This window comes from Streptomyces sp. NPDC006365, from assembly GCF_042870755.1.
Taxonomy (GTDB): Bacteria; Actinomycetota; Actinomycetes; order Streptomycetales; family Streptomycetaceae; genus Streptomyces; species Streptomyces xiangluensis.
The window spans coordinates 32,149-45,249 of record NZ_JBIAHS010000032.1; the positions used below are offsets into that span (position 1 = coordinate 32,149).

Consider the following 13,101-nt stretch of genomic DNA (forward strand, 5'->3'; position numbering starts at 1 on the left):
ACGACAGCCATCGAAGGAGCCGCCGTATGGCCGCCGTCGACATCAGCCCCGCAGCCGCGCTGCACCGCAGAGCCAAGTACCCCACGCCCACCGCCCTCGCCTACGAGGGCCAGGAGTTCTCCGCCGCCCAGCTCAGCCGCACCGCCATCGAACTGGCCGCCGGGCTCGCCGAGCGGGGGCTGCGCCGCGGCGACCGGATCGCCTACCTCGGCTTCAACAGCGCCACCTTCTTCCACACGCTGTTCGCCGCCGCCCACCTCGGGGCCGTCTTCGTCCCCGTCAACTTCCGCCTCGCCGCCGACGAGGTACGCCACATCCTCACCGACAGCGGAGCCCACACCGTGGTCGTCGAGGAGGGACACCGCGAACTGGTGGAGTCGGTCCTCGGCGACATCCCCGCCCGCCGCCACATCCTGGTCGACACCGACCCCGCCTGCCCGGCCGCCGAGGCACCCGCCGCCGCGTGGACGCCGCTGTCGGAGCTGCTCGGCCCCGGCCGGCCCGAACGGGAGCCGGTGCCGCTGCACGACGACGACCTCGGCGCCCTGATGTACACCTCCGGCACCACCGGCCGCCCCAAGGGCGTCATGCTCACCCACGGCAACCTGTGGTGGAACGCCGTCAACGTCGACAGCATGGTGGACACCCGCTCCGACGACGTGAACTTGGCCGCCGCCCCCCTCTTCCACATCGGCGGCCTCAACGCCCTCACCCTTCGCACCCTGCTGCGCGGCGGCACGGTCGTCCTGCGCCGCGGCTTCGACCCCGCAACTTGCCTGGAGGACCTCGTCCAGCACCGGGTGACCGCCTTCTTCGCGGTCCCCGCCATGTACGCCGCCCTCGCCCGCACACCCGGCTTCGCCGAGGCCGATCTGGGAGCCCTGCGCTCCGCGGTGGTCGCGGGCGCACCCGTCCCGCCGCAGCTGATCAAGGACTACGCCGAACGGGGCACCCTGCTCCAGCAGGCCTGGGGGCTCACCGAGACGGCCCCCTTCGCCACATACCTGCCCGCCGGGCTGACGCTGGAGAAGGCGGGCTCGGCCGGCGCCCCCATGCCGTACACCGAGATCTGTCTCGCCGATCCCGTCACCGGCGCCAGGATCGCCGAGGCCGACACCCGCGGCGAGATCTGCGTCCGCGGCCCCAACGTCACCCCCGGCTACTGGAACAACCCGGAGGCGACCCGCGCCGCCTTCGACGACGCCGGCTGGTTCCACACCGGCGACATCGCCCACCGTGACAAGGAAGGCTTCTACTACATCGTCGACCGGCTGAAGGACATGATCATCAGCGGTGGCGAGAACATCTACCCGGCCGAGGTGGAGCGCGTCCTCGCCGCCTGCCCCGGCGTCCTGGAGGCGGCCGTCATCGGCGTCCCCGACCCGACATGGGGCGAGACCGTCCAGGCCGTTCTCACCTGTGCGCCCGGAACCTCGCTCACGCTGGAAGAGGTACGGGAGTTCGCCGGCCGGCACCTCGCCCGATACAAGCTCCCCACCCGGCTCCTGCTCGTCGACCAGCTGCCCCGCAACGCCAGCGGCAAGCTGGCCAAGGGCGAACTGCGCCGACTGGTCGAGGCGGATGCCAAGCCGGACGCCGACGCGGTGTGAGCCCGTCATGACGATCGCGTTCCTCGACGTGCAGCCGCCGCCCGCGCCCGCCCTCGGCGACGGCTGGACGCTGCGCGCACTCGTCGACGCCGGTCACGGCGTCCACGCGTACGCCGTTGCCCCGCGCGGCGGCGGCACGCCGGTTGAGCTGCGGCTGTACCGCGTCCAGCGCCATCCGCTGCGTGCCTGCTACCCGTACGGCGCGTACGACATCGCCATTGGGCTGGTCCTGGTCCAGGACGCGCAGAACATGGCCGGTCGGCTGCTGAACGACCTCGTCCCCGCGCTGTTCGCCGCCGACCCGCACTGCCGCCGTGTGGTCGCCGCACCGGCCGAGGACGACACCGCCACCCAGGCTGCTTTCGAGGCGGGCGGCTTCCGCCGGGTCGCGGAAGCGGACCTGCCGAACGGCAGCGTCGTCCTGTTCACAGCGGAACCGTCCTGGCTGGCCGATCTCCCCACGGCCTTGGACGACATGCCTCACTGAGCCCACTTCCCTCCACGATGGCCGACGGCACAGGTAGGAGACCTGGCCGTCGGCCATCGGCGTTCGCCCCGAAAGGGGCGCAGCCCCAGATACGACTACGACGGCTTCCGTGCTGCACAGCGGCACACAAGCTGGAGCCCAGCACCATGCCCCCGTCACCTTGATCTCGTGCTTGCCGCTATCGCCATCTCCCAGAGCGCCACCGACCCCCTCTCCGGGCTCGCGTTGCGCGACGACGTACCGGAGCCCGCACCGAAGCCCGGCTGGTCCCGGGTCCGTGTCGTGGCCTCCTCGCTCAACATGCACGACCTGTGGACCCTGCGGGGCGTCGGCCACCCGCCCGAGCGGCTCCCGATCGTCCTCGGCTGCGATGCGGCCGGATACGACGAGGACGGCAACGAGGTGATCGTCCACCCGGTGCTCGGCGACCCGGACGCCGGCCGCGGCGACGAGACGCTGGACCCGAACCGGGCGCTGCTCTCCGAGCAGCACGACGGCGCCTTCGCGGAGTACGTCACGGTCCCGACCCGCAACCTGGTCCCCAAGCCCGCGTGGCTGTCGTTCGACGAGGCCGCCTGTCTGCCGGTCGCCTGGACCACGGCCTACCGCATGCTGTTCACCCAGGCCCGGATCACCGCGGGCGACCGGGTCCTGGTGCAGGGCGCCGGCGGTGGTGTCGCCTCCGCCGCGATCAAGCTTGCGGTGGCCGCTGGTGCCGTCGTCTACGCCACCAGCCGCAGCGAGGACAAGCGGGCTGAGGCCCTCGCCTGGGGCGCCCGGGCCGCCGTACCCACCGGTGAGCGGCTGCCCGAGAAGGTCGACGTCGTCATCGAGACGGTCGGTGAGGCGACCTGGTCGCACTCGCTGAAGTCCCTGCGGCCCGGTGGCACGGTCGTGATCGCCGGAGCCACCAGTGGCACCAACCCGCCCGCCGACCTGGGCCGCGTGTTCTACCTCCAGCAGCGCATCCTCGGCTCCACCGGCTGCACCCGCGCCGAGCTGGTGGCGATGCTCCGCATGCTCGACGCGACCGGGGTCCGCCCGGTGATCGACCGGACCCTGCCCCTCACGGACATCCACAAGGGATTCCAGCTCATGATCGACGGCGGGCTGACCGGAAAGCTCGTCATCCACCCGTCGGATTCCCCCTCTCACCGATAGGAACGCCCATGCCCGCAGCAGCCGTCGGGCTGTCCCACTCGCCCCTCATCGGCAAGAACGACCCCGACCCGGAGGTCCTGGCCCGTGTCGACGAGGCCGTTGACACGGCGCGGACCTTCATCCGTGCCTTCGCGCCCGACCTCGTCGTGCTCTACGCTCCCGACCACTACAACGGCTTCTTCTACAAGGAGATGCCGCCGTTCTGCCTGGCCACCGAGGCCCACGCGGTGGGTGACTTCGGTACGGCCGCCGGACCGCTGTCGGTCGACACCGCCGCCGCGAAGGCGCTGGCCCAGGGCGCGCTCGACCGTGGCATCGACCTCACCGTCTCCGCCCGGATGACCGTCGACCACGGCTTCGCGCAGCCGCTCGAGGTCCTCTTCGGCGGCATCGACCAGGTTGCGGTCGTGCCCGTCTTCGTCAATGGCGTGGCCACACCGCTGGGTCCGGTGAGCCGCATCAGGGCCCTTGGGACCGCGATCGGGCAGGCGGCCGCCGACCTCGACTGCCGGGTGCTGTTCCTCGCCTCCGGCGGTCTCTCGCACGATCCGCCCGTACCGGTGCTGGACGGGGCACCGCCCCGAGTCGCCGACGCGCTCATCGAGGGCCACCCGCCAACGCCCGAGCAGCGCGCGAAGGGCGAGCACCGGGTCGTCCAGGCGGGTCGCGATTACGCCGCCGGGTCGAGCACGATGATCCCGATCAACCCCGCCTGGGACAACCGCCTCCTCGACCACCTGGAACAAGGCGAGTTGGCGGAGTTCGACTCCTGGACCGTGGACGCGACGGCCAAGGAGGCCGGCGGCTCCGCCCACGAAGTCCGCACCTGGATCGCCGCCTTCGCCTCCCTCGCCGCCACCGGGCCGTACGAGATGACCTCCCGCTTCTACGAGGCCATCCCCGCGTGGATCGCCGGGTTCGCCGTGGCCACGGCAGAGGTGCGGTGACCGGCATGACGCACACGCCAGTTGACGCACAGGCCGTGGTCCGGGCCGCCGCACGGCTCGCCACCGCCCTGGACGAGGGCCGGCCCGTTCCGCCCGTACGGGACCTCCTCGGCGAGCACGACATCGCCGCCGCCTACGCCGTACAACAGGAGCTCAACCGTCGCAGGCTCGCGGACGGCGCGGTCGTCGTCGGCCGCAAGATCGGCCTGACCTCACCCGCCGTGCAGCAGCAACTCGGCGTCGACCAGCCGGACTTCGGTGTGCTCTTCGCCGACATGGACGTCTCGGGTCTGCCCGAGGTGCCGTCCGGGAGGCTGCTCCAGCCCAAGGCCGAGGCGGAGATCGCCTTCGTGCTCAAGGAGGACCTGGCCGACGGCGACCTGACCCCGGCGCGGGTACGGGCGGCAGTGGACTACGCGGTCGCCGCGCTGGAGATCGTCGACAGCCGCATCGCCGACTGGGACATCACCCTCACCGACACGGTCGCGGACAACGCCTCCAGCGGACTGTTCGTCCTCGCCGAACACCGGCTCACCCTCGACGAGTTCGAGCCCCGCGAAACCTCCATGCGGCTGTACGCCGATGGCGTGCTCGTCTCCGAGGGCTCCGGCGCCGCCTGCCTCGGCGACCCGCTGAACGCACTGGCCTGGCTGGCCTGTAAGGCACGGGAGTTCGGCGAGCCGCTGCGTGCGGGCCAAGTCGTCCTGTCCGGCGCGCTCGGCCCCATGGTCCCCACTCCGCCCGGAACCCGGATCCGTGCCGAGATCAGCTCGCTCGGCGAGGTAACAGCCGCCTTCTCCGAGAAGGCCGCACCCTCCGAAAAGAGAGACGCATGACGAAGACCAAGGTCGCCATCATCGGGTCCGGCAACATCGGCACCGACCTGATGATCAAGATCCTGCGTCTGTCGGACACCCTGGAGGTCCGTGCCATGGTCGGCATCGACCCGGAGTCCGACGGCCTCGCGCGCGCGGCCCGCCTCAGGGTCCCCACGACCCACGGGGGAGTCGACGGCCTGATCTCGATGCCGCACTTCGATGACATCGAGATCGTCTTCGACGCCACCTCGGCCAAGGCCCACATCGCCAACGCCCACAAGCTGGCGCCGTACGGCAAGAAGCTCATCGATCTCACGCCCGCGGCCATCGGACCGTTCGTCGTGCCGCCGGTCAACCTGGAGGAGCACCTCGATGCGGGCGCCGACAACCTCAACATGGTCACCTGCGGCGGCCAGGCCACCATCCCCATGGTCGCCGCCGTCTCCGCGGTGGCCGACGTCCACTACGCGGAGATCGTGGCCTCCATCGCGTCCAAGTCGGCCGGGCCCGGCACCCGCGCCAACATCGACGAGTTCACCGAGACCACCTCGCACGCCATCGAGACCGTCGGCGGTGCCGCGCGCGGCAAGGCGATCATCATCCTCAACCCCGCCGAGCCGCCGCTGATCATGCGGGACACCGTGCTCTGCCTCACCGGCGACGTCGACCAGGACGCCGTGCGCGCGTCCGTCAAGGAGATGGCCGATCGGGTGGCCCAGTACGTGCCCGGCTACCGCCTCAAGCAGGAGGTGCAGTTCGCCCCCGTCGCCGAGGACGAACCGGTGCACACCCTGGTGCCCGACGGTGCCGGTCCGGTGACCACCCGGATCTCGGTGTTCCTCGAGGTCGAGGGCGCCGCACACTACCTGCCGGCCTACGCCGGAAACCTCGACATCATGACGTCGGCCGCGCTGCGGGTCGCCGAGTCGATCGCCCGGCGCAGCGCCGTTCCCGTGGAGGCCCACCGATGAGCCGCAGCCTGTACATCCAGGACGTCACCCTGCGGGACGGCATGCACGCCATCCGGCACCGCATCGACCCCGTCGACGCGGGCCGCATCGCCGCCGCCCTGGACGCGGCGGGCGTCGACGCGATCGAGGTCGCGCACGGTGACGGCCTGGCGGGCGGTTCGTTGAACTACGGCCCTGGCAGCCACACCGACTGGGAGTGGATCGAGGCCGCCGCGAGCAGCATCAACAACGCGGTGCTCACGACCCTCCTCCTGCCCGGTATCGGCACCATCGCCGAACTCGAACGCGCCCACGCCCTGGGCGTCCGCTCGGTCCGCATCGCCACCCACTGCACCGAGGCCGACATCGCCGCCCAGCACATCGCCAAGGCCCGCGACCTCGGCATGGACGTCTCCGGCTTCCTGATGATGAGCCACATGACCCCGGCCACCGAACTCGCCGCCCAGGCGGGGCTCATGGAGTCCTACGGCGCCCACTGCGTGTACGTGACCGACTCCGGCGGCCGGCTCACCATGGACGGCATGCGCGAGCGCGTCCGCGCCTACCGCGACGTCCTCGACCCGGCCACCGAGATCGGCGTGCACGCGCACGAGAACCTGTCACTGTCGGTCGCCAACAGCGTCGTCGCGGTGGAGGAAGGCGTTACTCGCGTCGACGCGTCACTCGCCGGGCAGGGTGCGGGCGCGGGCAACTGCCCCATCGAGGCCTTCATCGCCGTGGCCAACCTGCAGGAGTGGAAGCACGGTTGCGATCTGCTCGCCCTCCAGGACGCCGCCGACGATCTGGTACGACCGCTGCGCGACCGCCCCGTCCAGGTCGACCGCGAGACCCTCACCCTCGGCTACGCGGGCGTCTACTCCTCCTTCCTGCGCCACGCGGAGCTCGCCGCCGAACGCTACGGCGTCGACGCCCGCGCACTCCTGCTGGAGGTCGGCCGCCGGGGCCTGGTCGGCGGCCAGGAGGACATGATCGTGGACATCGCCCTCGACCTCGCGTCGGGCGGGCAACCCCGGTGAGCTGAGGACCGATCGACTGCGGCGTCCTGAACGGCGGCAGAAAGCACGGAGACGGGGTCACGCCCGGTATGGGCGTGACCCCGTTCGCGTGGATCAGCGGCGGTCCTTGGCGGTGAGGGAGGTGTCGACGAGGTCGGCGGGGACCGTGGTCCGCGTCTGACAGGACGCGTCGGGGCCCGCCGTGGTGGCCGTGTCGGGGTAGGCGCAGATGGTCCGCTCGACGCCCGCGGCAGTGTCCTTCTGGTCGAAGGACTGCGAGGCCTTGCCGCGTTCGGTCCACGCCTGGAGGGAGTCCAGGAGCTGGGACAGGGGCGGGGCGCGCCGTTGTCCGAGAAGGTGCAGGGCCTCATGGCCAGCCCGACGCCGACGCGGACGACATGCTCGACCTGTTCTACCCCGAGACCGACGCGGCCCGCGCCGCCGGGGTCGAGCACCTCGCCAAGGTCTCGACACGACTGGCCGCCGGCGGCCCCGCGGTGTCCGAGGCAGCGGCGAAGCGCCAACGTGTGCGTCGCACTTCGGGGGCAGCCCTCGGTGCGCAGCGCGGGCGACGGCCTCCCACTGCCCTGGATCCCGCAGCATGGCCTGCATCATCGCGAGCGCGGTCAGCCCGGCGTCGGTGAGCTGCGGCGCGATCCCCGCGGCAGGCCGCCACGGAGCGAGATGCGGCGATTCCTTCAGCAGGGTCATCAGTCGTCACTTACAGCGCGGTGGCGAGGGAGCCCAAGTCTGGCGTCACAGCCGAACTGTGGACTCCGTCGTCTCATGCGCGCAGACGATCCCACTGAATTCGATCACCTATGCGGTCGTGCGCCTGCGGGCCAGATCCTTGCCCTCCTCCGGCAGCGCGTCGGCGACCAGCAGCCGCGGCAGCAGCTCCGGTTCACGTGTCATCGCGCGGAAGACGAGCGCGACGGTCACGTCGTGGTCAGGGCGGTGCACGATCTCGACCGGATCGGCAGCCCGGATGTCCCCCGGCTCGATCACGCGAAGATACGCGCCCGGCCGTGCGGCCTGCGTGAACCGCCTGATCCAACCGTCACGCTCCAGCCAGCCCTGGAACGTCGCGCACGGGATCCGCGCGCACGACACCTCCAGGACGACGTCCGGCCCGATGCGCCAGCGCTCGCCGATCAGGGCGCCGTTGACGTCGAGGCCGGCGGTCGTGAGGTTCTCGCCGAAGACGCCGTTCGCAAGCGGCCTGCCCAACTCGGTCTCCCATCCGTCGAGGTCCTCGCGGGCATAGGCGTAGACGGCCTGGTCGGAGCCGCCGTGGTGCTTCACGTCGTAGACACGGTCACCGACGAGACCGACCGCGCCGGTGCCCTTGGGGCCGGGGGCGATGACGGTGACCGGGCCGTCGAGGGGCCGCTTGTCGATGCCTGTCGCGCTGAGGCCCTTCCACGGATTGGGCTGGGGCTTGCCGACATTGATTGAGAGCAGCTTCATGGGGGCGACGGTACGGTCCGCTGCACTGGAGGGCGACACATTTCCCTGCCACGGCCGCGCTTGCGGCGTGCGAGGCGCTGCTGGCACCCGGCGGCGTGGCCGTCCGCCTCCTACAGCGGATTCTCGCGCTGACCGCCGCGATCTGGCACACCGACCGCACCGGACAGCCGGTCCTGCGTGCACTGACCGCCTGCGACGTCTGACGCATGAGTTGGCTTCCGGATTCCTTCGCCGCGACCAGCTGCTGAAGTGCTGCGGCGTAGTCGTCGTGCAGCGCGGTGAGGTCGACGCCGGGCAACTGGGCCATCATCAGGGAGGCGAGCTTCAGTTCCTGCCCCGGTGACCGGTGTGGTTGATCCGATGCCAGTCGCTGTGCGGGACATGAACTCGCTGAGAAGCAAGGGCCGTTGCGACTAGGTTGTGCGAGAGCCACTGGACGCGCAGCAGGAGGATGCTCTCCATGGGGGACGACGACTCAGCACGGCAGCTACGGGCCAGGATTGATACCTCGGTGCCGCACTCGGCGCGGATCTGGAATTACTGGGTAGGGGGCAAGGACAACTACGAGGTCGACCGCGAGGCGGGAGACAGGGTGAAAGAGGTGTTCCCGGGCATCGTCGACGACGCCCGTCATACCCGGGCATTTCTGGCGCGTGCTGTTCGCTACCTGGCGGGCGAGGCGGGCATCCGGCAGTTCCTCGACATCGGCACGGGCCTGCCGACCGCCGACAACACGCACGAGATCGCCCAGCGGGTGGCGCCTCAGTCGCGGATCGTCTACGTCGATAATGACCCCCTGGTACTAAGGCACGCCCAGGCGCTGCTGACCAGCACTCCCGAAGGCGCCTGCGACTACATCGATGCCGACGTACAAAACCCGGACCTGATCCTGGCCGAAGCCGCCAGGACCCTGGATTTCAGCCGCCCCATCGGGTTGATGATGCTCGGGATTCTGGGCAACGTCCCTGACTACCAAGAGGCGCGGGCGGCCCTGAAGCACCTGCTGAACGCTCTGCCCTCCGGCAGCTATCTCGTGGTCAACGACGGCACCACTACCGACCAGAAACGGAACGAGGCTGTCCGCCAGTACAACGAGAGCAGCGGCAGCCCTCATCCCTATACCAACCGAAGCCCAGAGCAGATCACCGCATACTTCCGCGGGCTGGACCTCGTCGAGCCCGGTGTGGTGCCCACCTCCCAATGGCGGCCCGGACCAAGCCCGTGGCCGACCAGCGACGTAGCGGTGCTCTGCGGCGTGGGTCGTAAGAACTGACACTGCCGTCGCGTGAGGTCGGCACCGGGGCAGGCCGTCGCTGTGTTCGCATGCGGTAGCCCCGCCCCCCGCCCGCGGCCGTTCCCCCGAAGCCAGGGCGGCACCGCGCTGATGCCGGCAGCACACCGTCTCTCGCCGCCCGGTGATCGATTGTCAATGGCGGACGGAAAAGCGATGTCTCCCTGTTGGGGCTCTTTGAAAGTGGCTCTGGCCGCAGTTCCGTGAAGATGGAATGCCTGTCCCTGTTGAGCCGTCGACACCTCGAACCCGACTCGTTCGGTGTTCGTCTGACCTGATCCAGCACGTGATCGCAGCGATGCTGGGGCTCCTGCGCAGTCGAGACCGGGCGCCTCGGAGGCTGGCTACCGCTCGGTGGGCGACTCCGATGCTTGACCGGGCCAGCGGTCGGGCGGCAGGAAGAGCCGGATCCAGGCGTCGCGGAGCCTGGCGCCGAAGTGCTCGGGACTCCACCCTCGCTCGTGGACCAGCAGCACCCAGTACTCCGCGGCGTTCATGCTCCACACCGTGTCGGCGACCTCGTCGTCGGTCAGATCCAGGCGCAGTTCCCCGGTGGCGCGCAGGTCTGCGGCGAACTCGCGCATGTTGCGCGCTCGGCGCTCGGCGATCTGCAGCCACAGGGTGGCACAGTCGGCATCGGTCACCGCGGCGTCACGAAGGGCCAGGAACACTGGTGCGAGCCGCTGCTGGAGCTCTGTGACCGCCGCGGCATAGATCGCGATCTTTTCGGCAGCGGTGCGCGCGGCCCGGATGCGCAGGACGTAGTCGCGTTGGGCGGCCGCGACCGGGTGGTCGGTGCCGGACAGTGAGGTCTCCACCAACTCGCGCAGCAAGGCCGGTTTGCGTCCGACAGCGGCGTAGACCGTGTCCACCGCGACGGCGGCCCGCCGGGCGATCTGGGCGACCGTGGTCGCGGCATAGCCCTGCCGCACGAACAGTTCGCGGGCGGCGTCCAGCACGGCGCGGCGGGTGGCGGCGGCCTGTTCGGCTCGGCGTGGGGCGTGGTAGCCGCGTTTGCCGCCCTTGACCTGATCGCTCATGGACCGTACGTTACCAATATTCGCCCGAAGTGTATTCGGGTCAAATTATGCGGGACGCTGCCATGGTCTACGCCTACATCCAGGACGTTCCGATCGGCGAGGAGCTCTACCAGCGGATCATCGACGCGCTGGGGCCCGAGCCGTTGGACGGCTCGCTGCTCCACCTGTGCGTACGCCGCCCGGACGGCGGGCTGCGCTACATCGACGCGTGGGCATCCAAGGAACAGTGCGGCCGCGAGTTCGATGAGCGGATCCACCCCGCGGTGGACGCGGCCTTCGGCGACTCCCGCCCGGACGGCGAGCCCGAGGTGCACCATCTGGACGTCGTCCATGCAAGCGGCGCACTGCTCACCGACGACCTGATCACCTGACGCGGCGCCAGGCCACGGCACGTGCCATGCCGGCGACCTGGCACAGCCCACACACGCCGGGGGCCGATTGCGAAGCGCTGAGCGCCCACCCGTGGGAGTGCCCCTGAAACGCAAAATGGTGCCTACCGCGACGGACGATGCGCCGCATCGTGCGCACCGGTGCGATTTTCGGTTATGGCCGCAGTTTCGTGAAGGTCATGGCTGGATGAGGATCCGGGTCCGGAGGAGTTCGAACGAGGCTCGGCGGTACATGGCCCGCTTGAGCGTTTTCACCCGTTTCACGTGGCCCTCTACAACCCCTGAACTCCACGGGAGGGTGAGGCCGGCGGTGACGGCGTCGAGGTCCTGGCGGAGGAAGCCCGCGAAGCCCTGCATCGGATGCAGCAGTTGCCACCCGTCAGCGACTTCCAGGGCATCGGGTGCGGCTTCCTTGATCGCCTCGGTGCAGGCGGTGGCCCGGTCGCAGGTGATCTCCGCGCCGGGATGGACCTTGAGCCAGGCCGCGAACGTCTCCGATGTGCGGTCGGGCAGCACGTCCACGACCCGGCAGGCCTCGACATCAACCAGCACGGTGCCATAGGTGCAGCCCTTGCGGAAGGTGAACTCGTCCACCCCGAGCACCCGCGGAGCCCGCTCCGGCGGCGCCTCCGACAGCCCCAGCAGCCGACTCCGGCCCGCCGCCACGTGACATGATCACGGTGACCCTGGGTCAATGCTGGTGATCGCCGCTTTCCGTCTCGCCGGCGGCCTCAGTCGGTCCTTCGCCGCTCTCTGCAGCGTGGACGGTGAAGGCCGCGGTGCGCACGGTGCCCTTGTGTTGGAAGTCCAGGAAGAGTCGGTATGCACCGGCGCTGGGGGCGGTCGCGGTGAAGGAGATGTCCGGGCCGGGCCTGGTGGTGCCGTCGCCGGGCGCGCCGTGGGGGTGGACGTGCAGGTAGGCCAGGTCACCGGAGCGCAGCGCCACGAGGTGGCCGTAGGCGCCGCGATAGGGCTGAAGGTCGGTGACGGCACGGCCATGCTTGGAGACCGTCAGCGTCAGCTCCTGGGCAGAGCCGGGGCGCAGCCGGCCGTCGAGGGTGACGGTGTAGCCGTCGACTTCGGCGGTCCGCGACGGTGCGGGCAGGGCCTTGGGCCGGTGTGTGCCTGAGGCTGCAAGGTCGGCGCCGAGGGTGAAGTTCTTGCTGCCCTCGGCAGCCGGGGTGAAGTCGGCAATGGCCCGGTAGTCGCCTGCCTCGGGCAGCGTGACCGGCGTACTCCACGTGCCGTCCGCAGCGCGGGTGGGGTGCAAGTGCAGGTAGGTGGACAGGTCACGGGAGGCGAGGATGAGGTGCAGCTCCTTGTCGTGCACTGTGCGGTATTCATTGAGCGGCTGGCCGTCGCTGTCTCGGATGGCGAAGCGCAGCTCAGCGCGTCGGTCCACATCCAGGCGCGGGGTCTTCAGATCGAGGGTGTAGCCGCCGTCGGACGTCTGCAGACCACCGGTTGGAGGGCCTTCATGGGCGCCTGCCTGGTGACCGTGCGCATGTCCTTCGGACGGCTTGTGAGGGAGGTGGCCCGCAGGGTCGACCTCAGCCGCGACCGGCCCGACGACGGCGCCCAGGGCGTAAGCGGCGCCGACTACGACGGCGAAGGAAGCGGCGAGCGTGGTGATCTTCGTTGCGGTGTTCATGGCATCTCCTGGGACGCGTCCCTAGTTGGCAGTGTGGTGCGCGGCGACGGCTGTGTCGCGTCGACGGCTTCCAAGCCCATCGCCGGGTGACCGATCTCCGACACGCGGGCTTTCGGATCGCCTTCAGCGCGGAGTCCACCTGGTAGGTGGTCTGACGATGCCGGCGGCCACGCCGACCTGTTCTTGCGGCAGGCACCCGGGAGCTCATCCACATCAGGGTCGGGTTGCGGTCCAGGGACGCACCCACCGAGGCAACCAGGGAAGCCGGCAG

13 protein-coding genes and 1 pseudogene are annotated in these 13,101 nt (G+C 70.2%); 10 read left to right on the forward strand and 4 right to left on the reverse strand.

From position 1 onward, the window contains the following. Positions 1-26: 26 nt before the first annotated feature. From ACFYO0_RS44640 to dmpG, 7 genes are all read left to right on the forward strand, one after another. Positions 27-1,610: a long-chain fatty acid--CoA ligase gene (locus ACFYO0_RS44640; RefSeq protein ID WP_388687722.1), complete on the forward strand. Its 1,584-nt coding sequence runs from the start codon at positions 27-29 to the stop codon at positions 1,608-1,610. A 7-nt stretch (positions 1,611-1,617) separates the two neighbouring features. Continuing rightward, a complete protein-coding gene (locus ACFYO0_RS44645; protein ID WP_388687724.1) occupies positions 1,618-2,097 on the forward strand; it encodes a GNAT family N-acetyltransferase in 480 nt (159 codons plus the stop codon). Positions 2,098-2,265: 168 nt separating this feature from the next. Beyond that, complete coding sequence (locus ACFYO0_RS44650; protein ID WP_388687726.1) at positions 2,266-3,258, forward strand: zinc-binding dehydrogenase; 993 nt, start codon at positions 2,266-2,268, stop codon at positions 3,256-3,258. An 8-nt stretch (positions 3,259-3,266) separates the two neighbouring features. Beyond that, the gene (locus ACFYO0_RS44655) at positions 3,267-4,205 is read left to right on the forward strand and encodes a 3-carboxyethylcatechol 2,3-dioxygenase (RefSeq protein ID WP_388687728.1); all 939 of its coding nucleotides are present in this window, start codon (positions 3,267-3,269) and stop codon (positions 4,203-4,205) included. Between the two features lie 5 nt (positions 4,206-4,210). Continuing rightward, complete coding sequence (locus tag ACFYO0_RS44660; protein WP_388687730.1) at positions 4,211-5,041, forward strand: 2-keto-4-pentenoate hydratase; 831 nt, start codon at positions 4,211-4,213, stop codon at positions 5,039-5,041. Continuing rightward, complete coding sequence (locus ACFYO0_RS44665) at positions 5,038-5,994, forward strand: acetaldehyde dehydrogenase (acetylating) (RefSeq protein WP_388687732.1); 957 nt, start codon at positions 5,038-5,040, stop codon at positions 5,992-5,994. Before ACFYO0_RS44660 ends, ACFYO0_RS44665 begins: the two co-directional genes overlap by 4 nt. Then, positions 5,991-7,010 carry a 4-hydroxy-2-oxovalerate aldolase gene (gene dmpG, locus ACFYO0_RS44670; RefSeq protein ID WP_388687734.1) on the forward strand — a complete coding sequence of 340 codons (1,020 nt, stop codon included), beginning with the start codon at positions 5,991-5,993 and terminating at the stop codon, positions 7,008-7,010. Before ACFYO0_RS44665 ends, dmpG begins: the two co-directional genes overlap by 4 nt. Positions 7,011-7,808: 798 nt before the next feature. Here dmpG and ACFYO0_RS44675 read toward each other — a convergent pair. After that, positions 7,809-8,459 carry an MOSC domain-containing protein gene (locus ACFYO0_RS44675; RefSeq protein WP_388687736.1) on the reverse strand — a complete coding sequence of 217 codons (651 nt, stop codon included), beginning with the start codon at positions 8,457-8,459 and terminating at the stop codon, positions 7,809-7,811. An 86-nt stretch (positions 8,460-8,545) separates the two neighbouring features. On the opposite strand from ACFYO0_RS44675, the pseudogene ACFYO0_RS44680 reads away from it, so the two are divergent. After that, positions 8,546-8,662: pseudogene (locus ACFYO0_RS44680) on the forward strand (IS982 family transposase); the annotation flags it as partial. Positions 8,663-8,919: 257 nt separating this feature from the next. Continuing rightward, positions 8,920-9,732 carry an SAM-dependent methyltransferase gene (locus ACFYO0_RS44685; protein WP_388687738.1) on the forward strand — a complete coding sequence of 271 codons (813 nt, stop codon included), beginning with the start codon at positions 8,920-8,922 and terminating at the stop codon, positions 9,730-9,732. A gap of 362 nt (positions 9,733-10,094) precedes the next feature. Here ACFYO0_RS44685 and ACFYO0_RS44690 read toward each other — a convergent pair whose 3' ends face one another. Beyond that, a complete protein-coding gene (locus ACFYO0_RS44690; protein ID WP_388687740.1) occupies positions 10,095-10,790 on the reverse strand; it encodes a TetR/AcrR family transcriptional regulator in 696 nt (231 codons plus the stop codon). Between the two features lie 47 nt (positions 10,791-10,837). On the opposite strand from ACFYO0_RS44690, the gene ACFYO0_RS44695 reads away from it, so the two are divergent. Then, entirely contained in the window at positions 10,838-11,161 is a 324-nt protein-coding gene (locus tag ACFYO0_RS44695; protein ID WP_388687742.1) for a hypothetical protein, read from the forward strand. Positions 11,162-11,356: 195 nt separating this feature from the next. On the opposite strand, the gene ACFYO0_RS44700 is transcribed toward ACFYO0_RS44695, so the two are convergent. After that, a complete protein-coding gene (locus ACFYO0_RS44700) occupies positions 11,357-11,845 on the reverse strand; it encodes a transposase (RefSeq protein WP_388687744.1) in 489 nt (162 codons plus the stop codon). Between the two features lie 25 nt (positions 11,846-11,870). After that, positions 11,871-12,830: a hypothetical protein gene (locus tag ACFYO0_RS44705; RefSeq protein ID WP_388687746.1), complete on the reverse strand. Its 960-nt coding sequence runs from the start codon at positions 12,828-12,830 to the stop codon at positions 11,871-11,873. Between the last annotated feature and the right edge of the window lie 271 nt (positions 12,831-13,101).

Bases quoted from the DNA above. Each gene is read 5' to 3' on its own strand.
- ACFYO0_RS44640 (WP_388687722.1), top strand. From the start codon at position 27: ATGGCCGCCGTCGACATCAGCCCCGCAGCCGCGCTGCACCGCAGAGCC.
- ACFYO0_RS44645 (WP_388687724.1), top strand. From the start codon at position 1,618: ATGACGATCGCGTTCCTCGACGTGCAGCCGCCGCCCGCGCCCGCCCTC.
- ACFYO0_RS44695 (WP_388687742.1), top strand. From the start codon at position 10,838: ATGCGGGACGCTGCCATGGTCTACGCCTACATCCAGGACGTTCCGATC.
- ACFYO0_RS44655 (WP_388687728.1), top strand. From the start codon at position 3,267: ATGCCCGCAGCAGCCGTCGGGCTGTCCCACTCGCCCCTCATCGGCAAG.
- ACFYO0_RS44690 (WP_388687740.1), bottom strand. From the start codon at position 10,790: ATGAGCGATCAGGTCAAGGGCGGCAAACGCGGCTACCACGCCCCACGC.
- ACFYO0_RS44675 (WP_388687736.1), bottom strand. From the start codon at position 8,459: ATGAAGCTGCTCTCAATCAATGTCGGCAAGCCCCAGCCCAATCCGTGG.
- ACFYO0_RS44685 (WP_388687738.1), top strand. From the start codon at position 8,920: ATGGGGGACGACGACTCAGCACGGCAGCTACGGGCCAGGATTGATACC.
- ACFYO0_RS44705 (WP_388687746.1), bottom strand. From the start codon at position 12,830: ATGAACACCGCAACGAAGATCACCACGCTCGCCGCTTCCTTCGCCGTC.
- dmpG (WP_388687734.1), top strand. From the start codon at position 5,991: ATGAGCCGCAGCCTGTACATCCAGGACGTCACCCTGCGGGACGGCATG.
- ACFYO0_RS44665 (WP_388687732.1), top strand. From the start codon at position 5,038: ATGACGAAGACCAAGGTCGCCATCATCGGGTCCGGCAACATCGGCACC.
- ACFYO0_RS44660 (WP_388687730.1), top strand. From the start codon at position 4,211: ATGACGCACACGCCAGTTGACGCACAGGCCGTGGTCCGGGCCGCCGCA.